Raw genomic sequence first — 18,699 nt, 5'->3', positions numbered from 1 at the left:
ATTTGCAGTGTGCTGCCGAAGTATGACTCGGCGATGATGAGTGGTATTGCGTCACTCGTATGCGAGGTAGGGGGCCTGGTTGAGGTCGACAGGACGAGGCCCCTCGACCCCTAGCGAGGCTGGCTCCGGTGTCGTGTCGTCTGATCCCGGACTACCGCAGCCGGCCCTGACCGAGGTCGCCTTCTCGGAACTGACGCTCTCCTTCTGGGCCAAGAGTCTGTGTGCGGCTATGGGGTCAAGAAGGTCGGCCGCCTGATCCGGAACCGGACTTCGGTTTGGCCGCTAAGACTGAAGGCACGCGGCTCAGGTTTGTGAGCCAGTTGGACATGTCCGGGTCGATCCAAGATGTGACCAGCAGCATTGCGGCATGTAGGTCGGCCAGGGGGAAGCGATGAATCGGTTCGTGGTGTGCGATCCTGTTGCGCAACGTGAGCAGTTCCTCGACATGCTTGTAGACCACTTCGCGGCGCTGCGGTTTCATGCCGGGAAACGCCTTCCTCAGATGTGGGGCCCAGAGAGTGTTCTGGTAGTGCTTCGACAGTAGGAACCTCCAGAATCCGAACGACAACTCGGCTACGATGCGTCCTTCGGTCAACGGCTTGTTTTTCTGTGACAGAGCCTGACGCGCCTCCTTGATCTGTTCGATCCTGCGATCATCGAGCTTGCTCGTGGGATCGTCCAGCCAAGTGCCCGTCCTCTTGCCGTGCCAATGCCTGAGCTGCTCGCACAGCGCGTTGCGCAGCACCACCTCGAAGACGTCGAGCACCTCATGAAAGGCGCCGCTGACTCGGAGGTTCCAGACGTACAACTCCTCGGCTAGGACGTAGTCGTTGCCGGTTTCGGTGAGGTAGGGTCCCAGACGCGACTGTGTGACGTAACGCTCGACCGATGCGCGATGCGCTGGATGATTCAAGGCTTCCTCCGAGTGTTCGTCCCCGTCGCCTGCAAGATTGCGTCGGGCTTGCTCATCTGGCACAATAGACCACGAACACCCCGGATGACCCCTCGTTCCTTGGAATGATGTCGCCGGGGTTTTGCTTTGCGCAGAACATGACCCAGACTGCGACCCCGGCTGGTTATGCTCCGCAGCAGTTTCCTCGAGGGCAGGGAGCTAGCGCCGCTTCGTATCCCCGCCTTTCGTCGTCGCTTCATCCGGTTCGCCCCTCTTTCGTCAGTCGCTCCCAGAGTGCAACCCGGGACGGACGATGCCCTGTGTGCATGGGTCTCAGGTACCCGCTCTTTCTCAATGCAGCCGCCCCGGGCTCTTTGAGCATATAACTTTCAGAGCAGGTACACAACTCTGCTACGATCGTTCCTGTGGGGATGACCTGCCGAAAATTTTTTGGGGACTGGCCGCGGTCTGGCCGTCATAGGTAGGTGGAGACAGCTTGAAGGGATGCGATGATGCGGTTCTCGAACTTCACTGAGTGCTTCCGGCGAGCCACCCGCTCGGAGGGTGCGCCGGACGGATGTGACCCCTACCGGTATCAGGTGCGTCTTGCCGAGGAAGGTTTCCCCGACGCGTTGCGGGCGCCGACGGGATCGGGCAAGACGGCGGTGGTCCTGGCCTATGTGTGGCGGTTGCTCTTCCATCCCGACGCCTCAGTTCGGGCGGCGACCCCGCGGCGACTGGTCGTCCTCCTGCCCTCGCGCACGCTGGTGGAGCAGTACGAGGAAACGGTCCGTGGCTGGCTCGACCGGCTCGGGCTGTTGGATGCGGTCGGCGTGCACGTGTTCATGGGTGGCCGCGACATCCGGTCCTCCCAGCAGGACTGGCGCATGAACCTGCACCGCCCCAGCATCGTCATCGGCACCGTCGACATGGGGGTGTCGCGGGGACTCGCACGAGGATACGGAACCTTCCGAGCGTCCTACCCGATCGATTTCGCGCTCATCGGGAACGGCACCCTGATGGTGGTCGACGAGGTTCAGCTCGCGCCCCAGGCCACCGCCACCCTGCGTCAATTCGCGGCCTTCCAACGAGAACTCGGCACGGCAGAGCCGAGCCGGCTCATGATCATGTCGGCCACCATCGACGAACGCATCCTGGACACCGTCGACAACCCTTGGGAAGGCGCCGACGTGCTGGGGATCGACGAGTCGTCGGAGTCCCCGGAGCTGCTCCGGCGCATGTCGGCAGAGCGAACGATCAGGGAATTTCCCCCGGTCGACAAACCGAAGGAGTTCGCCGCCCAGATCGTCGAACGCCACCAACCCGGGACCCTCACCCTGGTGGTGGTGAACACGGTTGACGCCGCCGTCGATGCCTACCGGGAACTCGGCACACTGGCCCCGGAGGAGCCCAGGTTGCTGATCCACTCCCAATTCCGTGGGGTGGAACGCAAAACCCAGCTCGAAAAGCTGCGGGGGATTGCGCGTGATGGAGGAATCGTCATCGCGACCCAGGCGATCGAGGCCGGAGTGGACATCGATGCCCGCACCCTCATCACCGAGGCCGCGCCGTGGGCGTCCGTCGTCCAACGAGCCGGGCGCTGCAACAGGGCTGCCCGGTACCCGGTGGGGGAAGCGGTGGTTCACTGGCGTGAACCCGCCAAAGGGCATCCGTACGACTCGGAACAGGTTGCGTGCGCGGTCGAGGCTTTGAGGCGCGCGGAGGGCATGTCGTTGACCAGCGCCCAGCTCCACCGGCTGGGCGACGACATACCGCCGGAGGATCTGGAATTGCGCATCCTGCGTCGCCGCGACTTCCGTCAGCTGTTCGATACCACCCCCGATCTGACAGGCAACGATGTCGACATCAGCTGCTACATCCGCCCCGACAAGGACCTCGACGTTCAGTTGGCCTGGATACCGAACGGCTCCATCACGTCCCAGAAAGAGCCTCGGGGAGAGCTGACGACTGAGATCCCCGGCCAGCCGCTTCGCTGCGGCGTTTCGATGAGCCGGGCGAAGAAACTGCTGAACCGGAAGGACATCAGGGACCGAAGAGACCAGCGGGCCTGGACCTTCTCGGTCCAGGATGACTGCTGGATCCCCGTGAGAGCGGACCAGCTGCGACCCCAACAGCTGATCCTGGTGGAGGCCGGGCTCGGCGGCTACAGCATCGAACACGGTTTCGACCCCGCCGAGAAGCACACGGTCCAGGACTACGTCGATGTGCACAACCTCTCGGATGCGACTACTCCCGAGAGCATTACCGGTTCCCAGGACGCCGGGGCCCGAGGAAACGGATGGGTCACCCTGCATCAACACCTCGCGGACACCCGGGAACAGGTCGAGGCCCTCGCTGCGGCGCTCCGTCCGGTTGGGATCGATGATGCGCACCTGCACGCAGCGGCGGTCGCTGGGGCGCTCCACGACCTCGGCAAGGCCCACCGCGACTGGGCGCAGGCGCTGTTGGATGCGAACACGGACACACCTCTCGATGACCCGGAACAGCTGTACGCAAAGTCTCCCGGAACTGCCCCGCTCCGAGTGCGGCGTGAACTCATGGTGGATGGTCAGAAGAATGCCCGGGCGGAGCGACGTTTCGGATTCCGGCACGAGTTGATCTCGGTGTTCATGCTGCGTACCGATGCCGGACGGCAACTGCTGATCGACTTGGGGGTGGAGCCTGAGCTGCATTCTCTCGTGTTGTATCTGATCGCGGCGCATCACGGACATATCCGCATCACCGCCCGCGATCCCCGCTACGACGGAAGCGACGGCCTGAGTTTCCTCGGAAGCTTTGACAAAGAACCCATCAATGCCGTGACGCTTCCAGGGATCGAGCTGCCCGAATCGGTGGTCGACCACGGCATCTTCCGGAGCGGAGCCGACTCTTGGACCGCCAACGCCCTGGCTCTTCTGGAGCGCCTCGGACCGTTCCGTCTGGCCTATCTCGAAACCTTGGTGCGCATGGCCGACTGGCGGGCCAGCGCCACCCTCGAACTCCCCGCCGTGGAAGGAACCGAAGAATGACCACGCACGTGTTTCCTGGCCTGGGGTGTGTTCCCCTGATCAACTACCTGGCGGCGCTCGGGGTGGCCAAGGGGATTTCCGAACAGGCCGATCCTGCGGCGCGGTTCGGCTGGCGTGACGGCGTGTTCCACATGGACACCGAGGTGGAGGACGTCGCTGATTTCTTCGTCCGGGATTTCGTTCCTACCCCGGTTTTCTCTCCGTGGAATGGCGGTAGCGGGTTCGGTGAGAAGGACAAGACACCGTTGGAATACATCCGGATATTGGAATCCTCCACCGCGCACAGGCTCGCGCCCTACCGAAATGCTCTTGCGGTGATTCGGTCGGTGTTGATTGCGAAATCGGAAAAAGGATGGACGAAGGAACGCTTCGTGCAGGAACTTCGCAACCGACTTCCGGACGATGCCTTGCCGTGGATGGACGCCAGCGTGGTCCTCACCGCGAAAAAGACGGAGTACCCTCCTATTCTCGGTACAGGGGGAAATGATGGCCGACTGGATTTCAGTACAAACGTTCACCAACGCCTGAAGGATGTTCTGCCGGAGCTCGGAGCGGAACCCGAACGCAGCCGGGCGTGGATGCAGGATCTGCTGTGGGGGAGGTCGACAGAGAAACTACTTGCTGCCTCCGTAGGTCAGGGCGATCCCGTCGGGGCAGGGACTCCCGGTTCTTCCGCGTTCGGTAGCGCCGACGCGATGGTCAACCCCTGGGGTTTCATTCTCATGGTGGAAGGGGCCATGCTGTTTGCTGCATCGGTTGCGAAAAGACTGGGTGAACAGAACTCCAGGGTTGCCATTCCTTTCACTGTCTCGTCCAGCCCGGACGGACCGATTCCGGGGTCGGCGAAGGAGGAAGGCCGCGGCGAATTGTGGGCGCCTCTGTTGGAGAGCGTCACGTTGCCGGAGCTGCGTCAGGTCTTCGAGGAGGCGCGGGTTTCCTGGGATGGTGGAACCGCTTCTAGCGCTGTGTCCATGTATGCGGCAGTGCGTTCCTTCGGTGTGAATAGGGGTATTTCGGCTTTTCAGCGTTTCGGTTTTCTCAAACGAAACGGCTTGGCCTTTGTCGCTGTTCCGCTGGATCACGTCAAGGTGAAGGCGCGCCCGGAGGTGGTCATGGCCAGGGAACCGCTGCGCCGTGTCCGGACGTTCCACAAGGCCAGTGGAGTGGCGTCTAAAACCGCGGCGCGTCGATTCGATGCGAGCGTGACGGCTTTCGTGCGGGACCCCGAGTGGTGGAATGGAATCGCCATGCTTCGGGCTCAGACCGAGCTGGAGCTGACGGCTTTGCGCTCCCGGAAAAACCGTGAGGAACTGGGACATCCCTCGAAACTGGTGCCGGCGAATGCCGTCATCCCTGTGTGTCGGGAGCTGTTCCTCAACAGCCCCGAGGCGCGGATCGCCGCCGGGATCGCCTCCGCGACCTTCCTGCCGCCCACGGCCTCCCAGCAGGGCGGGGGAAGCGGTGGGCAGCCGATTCGTCGGCTGCTCGTCGGTGCGGATCCCAAGAATCCTAAAGATCCGATTGGCCCCGAGGTGATGGTGCCGGGTCTCGGAGCCAGACCCATCGTCGATGTGCTGGCGGACCTAATGGTGTGGCTGGCACAGCATCCGGGGGAGGACACCCACCTGGCCCGGGGATGGCTGCCCTTCCTGTCTCATCGGTACCTGGTGCCTTGGGCCGACATCCACGCCTGGGTTGGGGGACTTCTCGATGACGACCTCGTCACCCATCACCTGCTGGCTTTCCTGGCTGTCGACTGGAGCGGCGGAGAGTACATGGACACCGTGACATCAGATGGCGAGTGCTTGTTCTTGGACCCGACCTTGGCGATTCTCCAGGCCCTCGCGTCCAGGTCCGTGCGCGTGCGGGGAACAGCGTCGGATGCGACGGGAGCGGCGGTGGGCCTCGAACCCAGCTGGCCACTTCAGCTGCGTGCCGATCGTGTTGCCGACGTACACCGTGCTGCGAGCGGTGTGATCAACCGAGGAACGATCCGTCTCCCTTGGGCTGAGGAAACCGACATTCAGGTTCACACTCATTCCACACGCATGTCCCAGCCCGGTCTGGGACCACGAATTCTCGCGGCTCTGGCAGCGCCCTCGAAGCCGTGGGCGCTCAGAAGGAGCGCGCCAGAAGTCGAGAACACAGAGTCTTACGAAACCACTGACCTCTACGAAGGAGCACTGCAATGACCAGCACCGTCCTCACTCTGACCCTCCGGTCCGCCGTCGGATTCCGGTTCCAGCCAACCGGGTTCCCCGATCTTGGGGCGGCTACCTACCAGGCTCATGTGCCCGGCGAGGGGTGGGTGCAGGCCCTTCACGTGGAGTCGCCCCAGTCGATGGCGAACCGGCTGGAACTGTGCACCTGGGATCCGGCGGTCAACGACCAGGCGGAGGCTCTGCATGGCCTGCCGTATGTGCGCATCGTTGATGCTGACGGTGGGTTCCTGACCAGCTCCCGTCTCGAGGCTCACAGACTGGCCAGCGCCTACCTGATGGACGCCACGATTGACGGTGAGACCGGAAAGGAGTGGTTGAAGAACAGGCTCGGGTTGGTTAAAGGCAGGCTGGTGGATCACCGTGTCCTCGCCAAGGCCATTTTTGATCTGGACCCAGTGTCTCTGATCCATGGTGTGTTCTTCGCTCAGAAATCGTGGCCCTCCCAGCCGAAGATTGCCCGGGCCATCACCTGTTTCATCGACGCTCTCGACGTTCGGCCCGCGGTCTCCGGTGGGGTGAAGACGGATTCGGTGAACCCCAGCAACGACGAAGGGCGGGGAGCCAAGGAGGGCTACGGCATGGTGCCGCACCAGCGGGTCGAGTACACGGCACGTGACATCACGGCGTCCGTTGTCGTGGATCATGGGCAGATCCAGTCTTATGGTCTCGGCGAGAAATCCGAGGCGGTGCTGAACGCCCTCGTCGATTTCGAACTGGCTAGTCTGTTCAGGCAGGACGGGTTGCGGCTGCGCACCGCATGCCATCTGGTCGTGGACCAGGACTGCGAGGACCTCGCCAAGATCCCCGCCCTGGACGAGGCCACCGCGAAGCTGCGGCAGGCCATCGACCAGCACGGTGATCTCGCGTCGATCTCGGAACTGAAATGGACCGGCGGGGGGAAGTGACCGTGCCTACCCAGGTGGCCCTGCGCTTTGTCACAGGGAAATACCACGCGAACGGGTGGGACCATGCCCTCAACGAGGGGGTCAGCGAGTGGCCGCCGTCACCTTGGCGGCTGCTCCGCGCCCTGATCAGCATCTGGCACACCCGCTGCGACGACATACCCGAAGAGACGATCAGCGACCTACTGACCGGGCTCGCCACTGAACCTCCGGAATACCTGCTGCCGGATGCCAGGCCGTCGCAGACCCGGCACTACATGCCCAATCCCGATTTCCTCGAAGGAGTCAAGCATTCCACGTCGCTCCAGCTCGACCCTCGGCTGAACCTGGGCGACGAGGCCGAGGTGGTGATCCGCTGGCCGAATCTCACCCTGCCCGCCGGACAGCGTGACGCCTTGGAACGACTGTTGAGAAAACTGTCCTACTTGGGGCGGGCGGAGTCGCGATGTGAGGCACGGCTACTCTCCGACGAGCATTCCCAGCATGAGAAAGGGTGGGTTCGTCCTTCTGAGACGGGAAACACCCAGGTGCTGGTACCTGAGCCTGGCGTGACCAGGAAGCAACTCGAGACCTCTCCCTTGGAGATGCGCAAGGCCCGTCTCCGATACCCCAGCGGTTCCCGGTGGGTCCGGTACGAGCTGCCCGGAGAAGTTCGCAATGCTCCAGCCCGTCGCGAGGTGAATGACCTGCTCAGACCCACGACCGTTCGGTGGCGGCTGGAACCCACCGCCCCCTTCCGTGTCGAGGACGGCATTCTCGCTGCCCATGGACTCCGGGGCCGCATCCTAGGCACCAAGAAGGAGAACACGGACCTGCGGGAGCAGGGCAGCGGGGTCGAGGCGCTGGCCGGACACCACGGTGTTTTCGACGACGGCCCTCAGCATCGGCATCCCCACTGGCTCTGGTTGCCGACGCTGGGCGCCGACGGTGAGCTGACGGGGCAGGTGGAGGACCTGGTGTTGTGGGTGCCTGACGGGATACCTGCCGATACGCTTTCCCGGCTGGCCGGGGCGAGGTACCTGCCGCGCTGGAGCAACGCGCCCAAGGGGTATCGCTCCGGAGCTGAACTGCACCTGCAGCTGATGGGACCCGTCGATACGGTGATGCACGAATACACCAGTGCCGATGCCACCACGTGGGTTTCCGTGACCCCGTTCCTGACCGACCGTTTCCCCAAGCTGAACAAACCGCGGGAGGAGTTCGCGCAGAAACTCGTGGAACGCGAACTCGGTTTCCGCCACCCCGGGGGCACGCCGCCGGTGAGGGCGAAACTGCTAGCCGACTGGGAGGACCGGGATGTGGTGAGGTTCCGTCGATACCGCTGGAACGAATCGATGGCGCAACGTCGCCGCGGGATGCTGTTGCAGCTGGATTTCGACGAACCCCTTCCGAAGGGTCCCGGGGAACGCCCGGAGCCTCTGGTGCTCGGGTCCCTCTCGCATTTCGGTTTCGGATTGTTCCGGCCGGTGGAGCGATAACCATGCCGGCGCAGGGGGAGTACTCGGCGGAACCGCAGCTGGTTCCCGCGAGGATGCTGAACGAATTGGTGTACTGCCAGCGGCTGTTCCACCTCGAATGGGTGGACGGCCGCTGGGCTCACAACGACGACACGATCCAGGGTTCAGTGGCCCACGACGCGACGGATCGTCGTTCCGGGCGGATGCCCGCGCCCGATGAGGAGGAGAAACCGTTCACCTCGATCCAGGTGGCGTTGTCGGATCCGGACCTCGGGGTGACGGCCGTCATAGACCGGGTGGACCACGAGGACGGATCGTCGAGTCCCGTGGACATGAAGAAGGGATCCGGTCCCAGGGATGGCGGAATGTGGCCTGCCGACCGGGTGCAGGTCCTGACCCAGGCGGTGCTGCTGCGACGCGCCGGGTATTCAGTGAACCGCGCCGACATCTCCTATCTGGGATCGCATCACAGGGCTTCGATCGAGGTGGGGCAGGACGCGGAGACGGAGGTGCGGGAGCTGGTGGCGTTGGCGCGGAAGGTGGCTGCGCAGGAACTTCCGCCCCCGCCGCTGCTGAACGACCCGCGCTGCCTCCGCTGCTCGCTGGCGCCGCTGTGCATGCCCGATGAGACGAACTATCTGCTCGAACGTTCCGGCGAGCAGCCGCGTCGGATCATCGTCAAGAATCCCGACGCCAGACCCGTGTACGTGAACACGCAGGGGGCGTCGGTGAAGGTGTCCGGTGGCCGCCTGCTGGTGGCGGTCAAGGGTGAGACGGTGGCCGAGCGGTGACTCCTCGACATCTCCCAGGTGTGCGTGGTGGGAAACGTGCAGATCACCACCCAGGCACTCAGGGCATTGTGGCGCAGGGGCGCGGTGGTGATTTGGCTCAGCTACGGGGGCTGGCTCGACGGATGGTCGCAGGGGCCGATGAACGGTCACGTGACGCTCAGGCGACGGCAGGTGCTGGCGAGCGTCCATGGCCTGCGGTTCGCGCAGCAGATGATCCGGGGAAAGATCCACAACCAGCGGGTGCTGTTGCGCCGCAACGCGAAGGTGTCGCTGGACGATTCGATTCTGGAGCAGCTCAAGGAACTGGAAGCGAAAACCGAATCCGCTGCGTCCTTGGAGACGCTGCTCGGGATCGAGGGCACGGCAGCGCGACTGTACTTCGGGCAGTTCCACAAGCTGCTGTCTCCCCGACTCGAGGTCGCGGCCGAGTTCCAGGCGCACGGCAGGGCGCGACGTCCGCCACCCGATCCCGTCAACGCGGTGCTCGGGTTCTGCTACAGCCTGTTGACGAAGGACCTCGTCGCGGTGCTGACCGGGGTGGGGCTGGATCCCTTCCTCGGGGTACTGCACCAGCCCCGCTACGGCAGACCGGCCCTCGCCCTCGATCTGGCCGAGGAGTTCCGCGCCCTCGTGGCGGAATCTGTCGCATTGCAATGCCTCAACAACGGCGAAATCAACGAGAAAAGCTTCATGCGGGGACATCTCGGGGTGGCACTGACCGCGGATGGGCGACGTTCCGTCATCCAGGCGCACGAACGCCGCCTAGAAATGGAGCTGAAGCACCCGCTGTTCGGCTATCAGGTGTCGTACCGGAGGGTGCTGGATCTTCAGGCACGGGTGCTGGCGGCTTCTTTCACGGGAGAACTGGATTCCTACACCCCATTGATGACGAGGTGACCCATGGCCCGACGAAGATATCTCATTTCCTATGACATATCGGATCCCAAGCGGTTGCGAGCCACCTTCAACCTCATGAAGGGCTACGGGAAGTGGCTCCAGTACTCGGTGTTCGTGTGTGACCTGAGCAAGGCTGAACTCGCAATGTGGGAACGGGACATTCGTGATGTGATCGCACTCGCCTACGATTCGGTGGTGGTGATCGACCTCGGCGCCCCGCAAGACGCAGACATCAGTATGCTTGGGGTACCGCGTAGGTTGCCCGATGAGGGGCCCGTGGTGGTGTGAGCCGCTGCGAGACCTCCGGTCATGTCGTCTCCCCCGGGGAGCGCTCGAAGGGGTTTGACTAGGTGTTTTACCCCATGACAACTCAACAGAGTGGTTTTATGGGACCCGGCGGTGCGGAGAGCTCGCAGGTGCTGGTAAAGTCCTTAGTCAAGGTGGCCTTCCGAGGCGAGCTATTGTTCCGGCCTCTTAGGCCGGACTCCATTGAGACTTACTAGCGTTCGACGTGGCAGGAACGATCAAGGGACATTGTTCCGGCCTCTTAGGCCGGACTCCATTGAGACTCATCCCTGATCCCCAGCTGGCCGGCCAGCTGGGCAGATTGTTCCGGCCTCTTAGGCCGGACTCCATTGAGACGAAGAAACAGAATCGCATGTGGCTCGGGATGCTGCGATTGTTCCGGCCTCTTAGGCCGGACTCCATTGAGACGAGGAGATCTCAGCCCAAGTCATTCCAGGGTCAGATTGTTCCGGCCTCTTAGGCCGGACTCCATTGAGACTGCTTTTCACTGTCGGTTCTCCCCCCGGTCTAGCCGATTGTTCCGGCCTCTTAGGCCGGACTCCATTGAGACCTGGTGCACGTTGGGGACCACGAGTTGGGTTTCGAATTGTTCCGGCCTCTTAGGCCGGACTCCATTGAGACATTGCGGTAGAGCCGGTACACAAGCCAGAGTTTTGTCCATTGTTCCGGCCTCTTAGGCCGGACTCCATTGAGACTGGCCTACTTCCCGGGGCGGTGGCGGCCATCCTTGGAATTGTTCCGGCCTCTTAGGCCGGACTCCATTGAGACGAGGTCGGTGAGCATCTCTTGAGCACGGGTGAGGGTGATTGTTCCGGCCTCTTAGGCCGGACTCCATTGAGACCGTATGCCGGGGTCCAAAATCACCCATGAACTACCATTGTTCCGGCCTCTTAGGCCGGACTCCATTGAGACAACAACGAGTAATAGAACGTCGCCTGCTGATCGCGAATTGTTCCGGCCTCTTAGGCCGGACTCCATTGAGACAGGTTTTTCGCGCCCAAGACGGCTTTGGTCACCATGAGGCTTATTCATAGACTGTAGGCGAAGATGAGTCCTGTGACGGCTTGTATTGTGGTTTCGAAGGTGTTGTAGGGGCGGCGGTAATCGGTGTGTAGAACACGCCAGGTTTTGACGTTCGCGATGACACGTTCGATGAGGTAGCGGACGCGGTTGATGGTCGTGTTGTTTCTTTTGTCGCTGTCGGTGAGTTCACCATGGGCGGGTTTCTTCGCGGGGGTGATCATCCCCAATCCGATGTAGCCTTTGTCTCCAATATGACTTTGACTGTCGAGGGCTGCGAGGAAGCCGGATTCCTTGATGGCCTTTGCATCATGCACACTACCCGGCAGGGGCGGGGAGATCCAGGCGAGCTGTCCGGCCAGGGTGCAGGCCACTTGCAGGTTCACCCCCGTCGTGTGGTGCTTGCCTGAGTACAGCTCGGGACGGTCGTGCCACGACCAGCAGGACACCAGAGTACCGTCGATGATGTACTGACGGTCCGGGTCGAGGTCCCCCACACTGGGCACCCAGTTCTGGAGGGCTTCGGCGATCAGGGGAGTGTAGACCGCCACCACTCGTGAGATGGTGGCTTGGGAGACTGTGTGGATGTCGGCCAGCAACTCCTGGGTGAGATTGTGCCGCAATATCAACACAGTGACCTGGATACAGCGGAACAAGCCCAGGACACGGGACCCTGCCGGGGGAAGGTTTCCGGAACGGGATGTGTGGATCAGTTCGCACAGGTTGAGGATCTGGTCACGGTCAAGGCTTGTGGTAGTATTCACGGCGGCGGCTTGTCTTTCATCTGAGGGTTTTCTTTCTGCATTTTGAATTATCTCAGATCGGGCAAGCCGCCCTCACATCCCCCTCGGGTAAAGTGTTAGCTGGGGAAAGCCAAAACACCCCTATGAATAAGCCTCCTGGTCTCCAATCATTGTTCCGGCCTCTTAGGCCGGACTCCATTGAGACCAAGGGATGAGTGACAGGAGGGTGTCGGCGGCGTAATTGTTCCGGCCTCTTAGGCCGGACTCCATTGAGACCCGTCGAACACGCGTGCGAATATCCGGTCGCCGCCACATTGTTCCGGCCTCTTAGGCCGGACTCCATTGAGACCGGACGGGGCCGTCATGGTGCCACTCCGGCCACACCGGATTGTTCCGGCCTCTTAGGCCGGACTCCATTGAGACGAGGCTGCTCGGGCTGTGGCGGAGCGGTCCACGGAGGCATTGTTCCGGCCTCTTATAGCTCTCTTTAATCAAAATCCGATGTCTGTGGGGTATTCGGGTCGGCCGGGGGAATCGGGTTTCCCGGGTGGATGTGGTGGATATCCCGTCGGGTGTGTAATATCCTTGATGCGTGAAAACAGTTGAGATATCTCCAGAGGAATTCCGGATCCTCCAAGACTACAAACACGAGGGTCCCCACAAACTCATGAAAGGAAAAGCCGAAGCGATCCTACTGCTGTCACGAAACGTGGACATCGGGGTTGTGGCAGAACTCGCAGAACGCACCACCGCAACCATCAAAACCTGGCTACAGGACTGGCATGAAACCCGACTCGCGTCAATACACACCGGCCATGCTGGCAACCTCAACGCCTCCAAACTCACCCCCCAGCAGCGGGCAGAAACCATCGAGGTGCTGCAACAACCACCCGGCCAGCTGGGTCTACCCGCCGAGTTCTGGACCGTACCCGACCTCGCCAACTGGATCGACTCCCACTTCCAGATCACCTATGCCTCCGAGACCTCCTACCACTTCCTGCTCCACCTGGCCGGGTTGTCGTTCCACAAACCCGGGGCCGTCGACCAACACCGAGCCCCCGAGGCCGAGTGGAGTGCCCGGCGTTTCGTGGACAGTGGTGAAAAACCTGAGTTTATTCGAACATGTGAGGTAAAATCTGTACTATGCCGGCTTCGAAATTTAGTAAAGAGTTTAAAGAACAAATCATCGCGGAGGTTCTTGAGGGGTCTCGGCCGATAGCGGAAGTGGCGAAGTCCTACAATCTGGTTCCGCAAACTGTGGGTAACTGGGTGAGAATATGGCGGAAGCAGCATCCCGACCCAGGTATGGTAGAAGCCTCGTCGGATCAGGTGGCGGAGAACAAGCGCTTGCAGGCCGAGGCTGGGTGAAGCGAAGACGGAGGGTTCGAGTTCAGAGATAAAGCGGCGGCCTTCTTCGCGCAGGAATCCCGGTAGCAGCGAAGAATATGTTTATATTCACCGCGAGGAAGGCAGCTATCCTGTGTATCTGATGTGCCGCTGGGCCAGAGTGTCTCGTTCCGGCTACTACAGATGGCGGAATCAGGGTTTATCCGAGACGCAGAAACGCCGGGAAGAACTCACTATTTTAATTACGCATTTCTTCCACGAGTCTGAGCAAACCTACGGGTATCGACGTATCCACGCAGCTCTGGTTGAACGGGGAATCCACGCGAGCCCAGAGCTGGTGCGTCAGCTCATGCACCGGGCTGGCTTGGTGGCCTGTCAGCCCCGGAAACGGGTCCGTACCACCATCCCGGCCCAGGATCTTCACCACCGCCCGGATCTGGTGAAAAGGAATTTTACCGCCAACAAACCAGGGCAGAAATGGGTAGGCGATATCACCTACATCCCCACCTGGGAAGGATTCACTTATCTAGCAACCGTCATGGATTGCTACTCGAAAAAGATCATCGGTTATGCGATCGCCGGGAATATGCGCACCCGGCTTGTTGCCGAGGCTTTACACATGGCAGTCAGAAATTGCCCAGTAACCCGAGGTGAAACCGTCTTCCATTCGGATCGTGGTTCGCAATACACCTCAGCTGATTACGCGGAAATCATGAACACATATGGTATCCGTGCCTCGGTAGGTAGAACTGGGTCGTGTTACGACAATGCCGCAGCGGAATCATTTAATGCCACCTGCAAGAAGGAGGTAGTGAACCGGAAGATCTACCCAACACGGAAACATGCTATAAAGGATGTGACAGCCTGGATCGAGTTACGTTACAATCAGAAACGACTTCACTCGGCGTTAGGGTACCAAACCTCCAACCACGTCCACCAAGAATGGAGCCAACACCAGAAAGCAGCCTAGAAATCCCATTTTTCAACAGTGGCCACAAAACCCATAGCACTCCAGAGGCTTGGTTCCACACTTCGGGGGTGACGCGGGCGTAATCGAATCTATAGTCCGCTTGTTCTGCGACGTGTTGCATGAACAGCTTCGATGTGCGGCCGTTACCTTCCCGGAACGGGTGGGCCTGGTTGACGTAGGCGAACACGGTCGCCGCCTGGTCTACGAACTCGTGGCGGTCTAGCTGGTTCCATGGGGTGTGGGTGATGAGTTGGTGGATATCGTGTAGGTAGCGGTCCAGTTCACCGGTGAGGACGTCTCCGAAACTGCGACCTGGTCCTTTGAAGATGTTGACTCTCCGGTACTGCCCCGCCCATTCGTAGACGTCTTGGAACAGGTGCCAGTGAATCGCTCGCATGTGGTCGCCGTCGTAGGTTCTGGCAATAGTTATGGTGCCGTTGTCGATCTGCTGTGCCCGTCCTGAGGTTTCGACGTACTCCAGACGTGCGAGCACTCTGGCGTCACGCTCGCCGTAGAGGTTACGCAGTGTGCCGTAGCCGGTTGCTGGATCGATTGTCTCTGGGTAGAAATACGACTCCCAGGTATCGAACCTCGGTGTCATGTCACTGGCCGGTGGTGACCACGCCAACTTCCCGGCGGGCGGCAGCGTGACTTCGCCGACGGTATTCGGCGAAGTCGATTGCGCCGCGGGCGTAGTCGGTGAGGTTCTCCACGTCCTCACGGGTCGGGGTGAAGCCCTCGTGCCAGCCAGCGGCCAGGGACTGCCGCACACTGTCGCGTTGCGCCTCATCAAGTTGTGCGAACAGCTCGGGCCAGCGGTCCTCGACATCGAATGTCTGCATGCTTGGGCTCCCGTCTCTCAGACTTTTATAGATGCTACCTGGCCAACCGACAACGGCCTGCGGTAGGCGCGGACTTCCGTGAGCATCCGTTCCTTGCGAGCCTCGATATCCTTAGTTCGCCTCGTGTGACGGTCGTAGCGGGGCGGGTGTGGCTAGGGAGGCCGGGTAAGAGATATGACAACGATTATGTGTGGTTGGTGCAGAGCCCGTTGTCACATGGAGCGGTGCAGCGGTGTAAACTTGACCGATTTCGCTGGAAACCCTGTCTCTATTGGCAACGCCTTCTCTGTGACTAACACCTTTATGGCGGATGCTGCTTTCATCTGCGATGGCTGCCATCGGATGAGCGTGGCTACATGGCAGACGTCACGTGATCCTAGGGAACTGTGGAGTGACGATTTCGAAGGTCCGGAGGACTCCGAGGAAGTCCTCAATCTTATGGCTGAGGTGCTGAATGAGGTCTGGCAGGCACCGGCGCGATCAAAACGAGTCGCCGAGGCCCGTAAAGCCAAGAGATCCCAGCCGAAAACCTCAGGCCCCCGCTCCTAATGTATTCAGCCGTGAGGCTTATTCACAGCCGCAGTCAACCTGCCCTGACAAGGAGTTTACTGTTTATCAGCCACCCTATGAATAGGCTTCCGTGTACCGCAGGTCACTAGCCCCTACCTGCTCTTCATATTGTCTGTCTCCATTGCGTGGTGGTTGGTTGCACGCAGCTTTCTGACGGTAGTTTCTCCGGGAGCTTGATCTCCCGGAGAAACTACCGTCAGAGTTTAGGCGACTTGCACGCGTTGGTCTCCTACCACATATTCAAGGGCCAAACTGCCGCCGACGGCTTTGAGGTAGTTGCGGATCGTGCCGACCTTCGCGTTGTCCAAGTGGCCGTGCTCGATTTTGGAGACTTGACGCTGGCCAACGCCAATCCGCTCGGCCAGTTGGGCCTGGGTCAAGCCTGCCTGCTCCCGCAGCTCGCGGAGGTGGTAGGCGCGGACCTCTGTGAGCATCCGTTCCTTGTGTGCCTCGACACGCTCCCGGTCCACGGGATTCTCAGCAAGGAAGTCTTTCAGTGTCATGGCCATAGCAGTCACTCCTCTCTCACCTTTCTCAATGCGCGTAGGTGGTCATCGAACAGGTCATCGGCTAGCGGGATATTCTTCTTGTACCAACGAACCCAGTTGCCCGCCTTGTTACCGGCGATCAGCATGATCGCTGCTCGCTTGGGATCGAAGGCGAACAGGATCCGCAACTCGGAGCGCCCGGACGATCCCGGCCGGAGTTCCTTCATGTTGCGGTGCCGCGACGATGTCACCGTGTCGACGATGGGCCGTCCAAGCTGCGGGCCACGGTCCTCTAGCAACTCGATAGCAGCAACAACTTGCTCGCGCGAGTCATCGTCCAGTGAAGCGAGCCAGTCTGCGATCAGCTCGATGTCCACACTCCACACACCATCATTGTAGACCTTGTAGGGTCTATAAGCAACGTCAGGGCAGCTGCCTTGTCGCGGAGCTGATGCGTGCTTCGAACCCACACCGCTGGCCTATTGCGCTAGGTGAGCTATGTCCACTAGCTGAGCTAAGGGAACTTTGAGCACTAAATGCCGACGGATTTTCCCGCGCAAGTGGGGATGAACCCGGGCTGCTGCTGATCAGCGGCGGGCGAGGTGGTGGTGTCGTTGGCCATCGCGGCTTTCCTTCCTCCTTTATTTGGCTCCTTCGCGGGCTTTTATCATGTCCCGTGGCAGCCTAGATAGAGTTACGCTTCAATCACAAATGATTCCACTCGACGCTTAGGAACTGCATCCCCAATGACGTCCATCACAGGAATGGAGTCAAAACCAGCAAGCAGCCTAGAAATCCCATTTTTCAGCGGTGTCCACAAAACCCATAGCGCTCCACCTGCGACCACCTCCCGCCCCACTGTGAGCTGACCCAGAGTTACGGTGAGCGTGGTAGCACTCTGAGCTGTGAGAGGAGTATGAGCAATGACGACACCGAACACGACGACACCGAACACACTGAACCGCCGTAGTGTCATGCTGTCCGCAGCGGCGCTGACTGGATTGCCTCTCCTGGGGCAGGTTTCGGCCCATGCAGAGGGACCCGGCATCGACTTGGGGGAGTGGACGCTCATCGACTCTCTCAGCGACTCCTTCGATGCTCCGCTGGACGCTGCGCGCTGGCGTCGGGGTCTGTGGTATTCGGTCTCTGGGGCCGGGGCTTTCCGCGAGGAGAACGCGGAGACGTCCGACGGCGTCCTCCACCTGACGGCCAAAGCCGAGAGCTTCAGGAACAAGAGTCACACCTTCGGGGCTGTGGAGTCCGTCTTCGACACCCCCGGCGTGTGCAGCTATGTGGAAGTCCGGGCCAAAGCCCTGCCCTCGGCGGCTAACGTGCTTTCCGCCGTGTGGTTCCAGTCGTCCACCCTCACTGGAGAGGGCACGCTGGCCACCGACCCGAACCCGGAGATCGACCTCCAGGAGACCTTCGACTTCCACGCCGTGATACCGGGCCTACGCCTCTGGCCGAGCGACGCCCCGGACCGTCCCCTCGGTCAGCACACCCACAAAACAGCCGACGACGTCTCCGCGGACTACCACCTCTACGGCGTCGAGCGCCGGGAGGGCGAGCTGCTCATCTACTGGGACCGGCAGCTCATCTGGCATCTGCAACCCGCCCCCGACCCCTGTTTGTGGCGCATGTCCCGGCACGTGGTCCTCAGCCTGGAGGGGCACCTGGGCGCGCCCCAGGACTCCGCCCTGCCAGCCTCCTTCGACATCGACTACGTCCGCACCTACTACCGCACCCCCGCGCAGGCGCAACCCGACGGCGACGTCCGCCTCCTCGACCCCGAAGGCCGGGCACTGACCCTGACCCCCGGCGGCGTCGCCCTCAGCGCCTCCACCAGTGAGGACACCCGCTGGCACCTGCGCCGGCAGGACGACCTCACCTACGTCATCACCTCGCCGCAAGGGGCCGCGCTGGGTGCTGCCTCCACCAACGCCTACCCGGGCGGCGGCCTGGAGGCCTTAGCTGATGTGAGCACCGGGACTGACACCGCAGGCAGCCGGTTCCGGTGGCACCTCCTGCCGGTAGACGGCGGAGCGAGGATCCGCTCCAAACTCAGCGGCCTGGCCCTGTCCGCCACCACCGGGCAGCCCATCACCGGTGAGGAGGACCAGGCGACGACGTGGCGGATCGAGCCACTCGCCCCCTGCTGAACGTCGGTTGACACGCCGGTTCACCCCAGCTGGCGCGTCCCGCCGGTCACCTGGCGCGGAGCCG

16 protein-coding genes, 1 pseudogene and 1 CRISPR repeat array are annotated in these 18,699 nt (G+C 61.5%); of the genes and pseudogenes, 11 read left to right on the top strand and 6 right to left on the bottom strand.

All coding sequences use genetic code 11. The annotated features are described in order from the left end of the window. Positions 1-235: 235 nt before the first annotated feature. Entirely contained in the window at positions 236-913 is a 678-nt protein-coding gene (locus SK1NUM_RS12970; protein ID WP_212322786.1) for a hypothetical protein, read from the bottom strand. Positions 914-1,404: 491 nt separating this feature from the next. Between SK1NUM_RS12970 and cas3g the strand changes: the two genes are divergently transcribed. The 7 genes from cas3g to cas2 are packed head-to-tail and all read left to right on the top strand — an operon-like array spanning position 1,405 to position 10,478. Further along, positions 1,405-3,921, top strand: coding sequence for a type I-G CRISPR-associated helicase/endonuclease Cas3g (cas3g, locus tag SK1NUM_RS12965; protein WP_223927604.1), 2,517 nt, complete (start codon positions 1,405-1,407; stop codon positions 3,919-3,921). Further along, complete coding sequence (gene cas8g1 / locus SK1NUM_RS12960; RefSeq protein ID WP_212322780.1) at positions 3,918-6,113, top strand: type I-G CRISPR-associated protein Cas8g1/Csx17; 2,196 nt, start codon at positions 3,918-3,920, stop codon at positions 6,111-6,113. The genes cas3g and cas8g1 overlap by 4 nt, the downstream gene beginning before the upstream one ends. Next, complete coding sequence (gene cas7g / locus SK1NUM_RS12955) at positions 6,110-7,048, top strand: type I-G CRISPR-associated RAMP protein Csb1/Cas7g (protein ID WP_212322778.1); 939 nt, start codon at positions 6,110-6,112, stop codon at positions 7,046-7,048. The genes cas8g1 and cas7g overlap by 4 nt, the downstream gene beginning before the upstream one ends. A gap of 2 nt (positions 7,049-7,050) precedes the next feature. Then, the gene (gene csb2 / locus SK1NUM_RS12950; protein ID WP_212322776.1) at positions 7,051-8,523 is read left to right on the top strand and encodes a type I-G CRISPR-associated protein Csb2; all 1,473 of its coding nucleotides are present in this window, start codon (positions 7,051-7,053) and stop codon (positions 8,521-8,523) included. A gap of 2 nt (positions 8,524-8,525) precedes the next feature. Next, the gene (gene cas4, locus SK1NUM_RS12945; RefSeq protein WP_223927602.1) at positions 8,526-9,293 is read left to right on the top strand and encodes a CRISPR-associated protein Cas4; all 768 of its coding nucleotides are present in this window, start codon (positions 8,526-8,528) and stop codon (positions 9,291-9,293) included. 18 nt (positions 9,294-9,311) lie between these two features. Then, the gene (gene cas1 / locus SK1NUM_RS12940) at positions 9,312-10,190 is read left to right on the top strand and encodes a CRISPR-associated endonuclease Cas1 (RefSeq protein ID WP_223927600.1); all 879 of its coding nucleotides are present in this window, start codon (positions 9,312-9,314) and stop codon (positions 10,188-10,190) included. Positions 10,191-10,193: 3 nt separating this feature from the next. Continuing rightward, the gene (gene cas2, locus SK1NUM_RS12935) at positions 10,194-10,478 is read left to right on the top strand and encodes a CRISPR-associated endonuclease Cas2 (RefSeq protein ID WP_212322774.1); all 285 of its coding nucleotides are present in this window, start codon (positions 10,194-10,196) and stop codon (positions 10,476-10,478) included. A 172-nt stretch (positions 10,479-10,650) separates the two neighbouring features. Beyond that, a CRISPR array of direct repeats spans positions 10,651-11,480; the repeat unit is 36 nt; unit sequence ATTGTTCCGGCCTCTTAGGCCGGACTCCATTGAGAC. Between the two features lie 44 nt (positions 11,481-11,524). Here cas2 and SK1NUM_RS12930 read toward each other — a convergent pair. Further along, positions 11,525-12,280: a transposase family protein gene (locus SK1NUM_RS12930; RefSeq protein ID WP_212321357.1), complete on the bottom strand. Its 756-nt coding sequence runs from the start codon at positions 12,278-12,280 to the stop codon at positions 11,525-11,527. A gap of 571 nt (positions 12,281-12,851) precedes the next feature. Here SK1NUM_RS12930 and SK1NUM_RS12925 point away from each other — a divergent pair. The 3 genes and pseudogenes from SK1NUM_RS12925 to SK1NUM_RS12915 all read left to right on the top strand — a co-directional run. Further along, positions 12,852-13,478: a helix-turn-helix domain-containing protein gene (locus SK1NUM_RS12925; RefSeq protein WP_212322772.1), complete on the top strand. Its 627-nt coding sequence runs from the start codon at positions 12,852-12,854 to the stop codon at positions 13,476-13,478. Beyond that, positions 13,403-13,627, top strand: a complete 225-nt coding sequence (locus SK1NUM_RS15495) for a transposase (protein ID WP_212322770.1) — start codon at positions 13,403-13,405, stop codon at positions 13,625-13,627. Before SK1NUM_RS12925 ends, SK1NUM_RS15495 begins: the two co-directional genes overlap by 76 nt. Beyond that, a pseudogene (locus SK1NUM_RS12915) lies at positions 13,584-14,528 on the top strand (IS3 family transposase); the annotation flags it as partial. The gene SK1NUM_RS15495 and the pseudogene SK1NUM_RS12915, both read left to right, overlap by 44 nt. Here the strand turns inward: SK1NUM_RS12915 and SK1NUM_RS15490 are convergent. From SK1NUM_RS15490 to SK1NUM_RS12895, 4 genes are all read right to left on the bottom strand, one after another. Continuing rightward, on the bottom strand, positions 14,452-14,973 hold the full coding sequence (locus SK1NUM_RS15490; RefSeq protein ID WP_223928012.1) for a Fic/DOC family protein: 522 nt from the start codon (positions 14,971-14,973) through the stop codon (positions 14,452-14,454). The pseudogene SK1NUM_RS12915 and the gene SK1NUM_RS15490 sit on opposite strands and share 77 nt — an antisense overlap. Before the next feature lie 205 nt (positions 14,974-15,178). Then, positions 15,179-15,418 (bottom strand): antitoxin VbhA family protein, encoded by a 240-nt coding sequence (locus SK1NUM_RS12905; RefSeq protein WP_212322767.1) that lies wholly within the window; start codon positions 15,416-15,418, stop codon positions 15,179-15,181. A gap of 773 nt (positions 15,419-16,191) precedes the next feature. Continuing rightward, positions 16,192-16,497 (bottom strand): helix-turn-helix domain-containing protein, encoded by a 306-nt coding sequence (locus tag SK1NUM_RS12900; protein ID WP_212322765.1) that lies wholly within the window; start codon positions 16,495-16,497, stop codon positions 16,192-16,194. 5 nt (positions 16,498-16,502) lie between these two features. After that, positions 16,503-16,853, bottom strand: coding sequence for a type II toxin-antitoxin system RelE/ParE family toxin (locus tag SK1NUM_RS12895; RefSeq protein ID WP_223927598.1), 351 nt, complete (start codon positions 16,851-16,853; stop codon positions 16,503-16,505). Between the two features lie 546 nt (positions 16,854-17,399). Here SK1NUM_RS12895 and SK1NUM_RS12890 point away from each other — a divergent pair. After that, positions 17,400-18,635, top strand: coding sequence for a beta-glucanase (locus SK1NUM_RS12890; RefSeq protein WP_212322759.1), 1,236 nt, complete (start codon positions 17,400-17,402; stop codon positions 18,633-18,635). Positions 18,636-18,699 lie beyond the last annotated feature (64 nt).

This window comes from Arachnia rubra (genome assembly GCF_019973735.1).
In the GTDB taxonomy this organism is placed as follows: Bacteria; Actinomycetota; Actinomycetes; order Propionibacteriales; family Propionibacteriaceae; genus Arachnia; species Arachnia rubra.
Note: the sequence above shows the minus strand (reverse complement) of the source record. Positions and strands in the feature narration are given on the sequence as shown.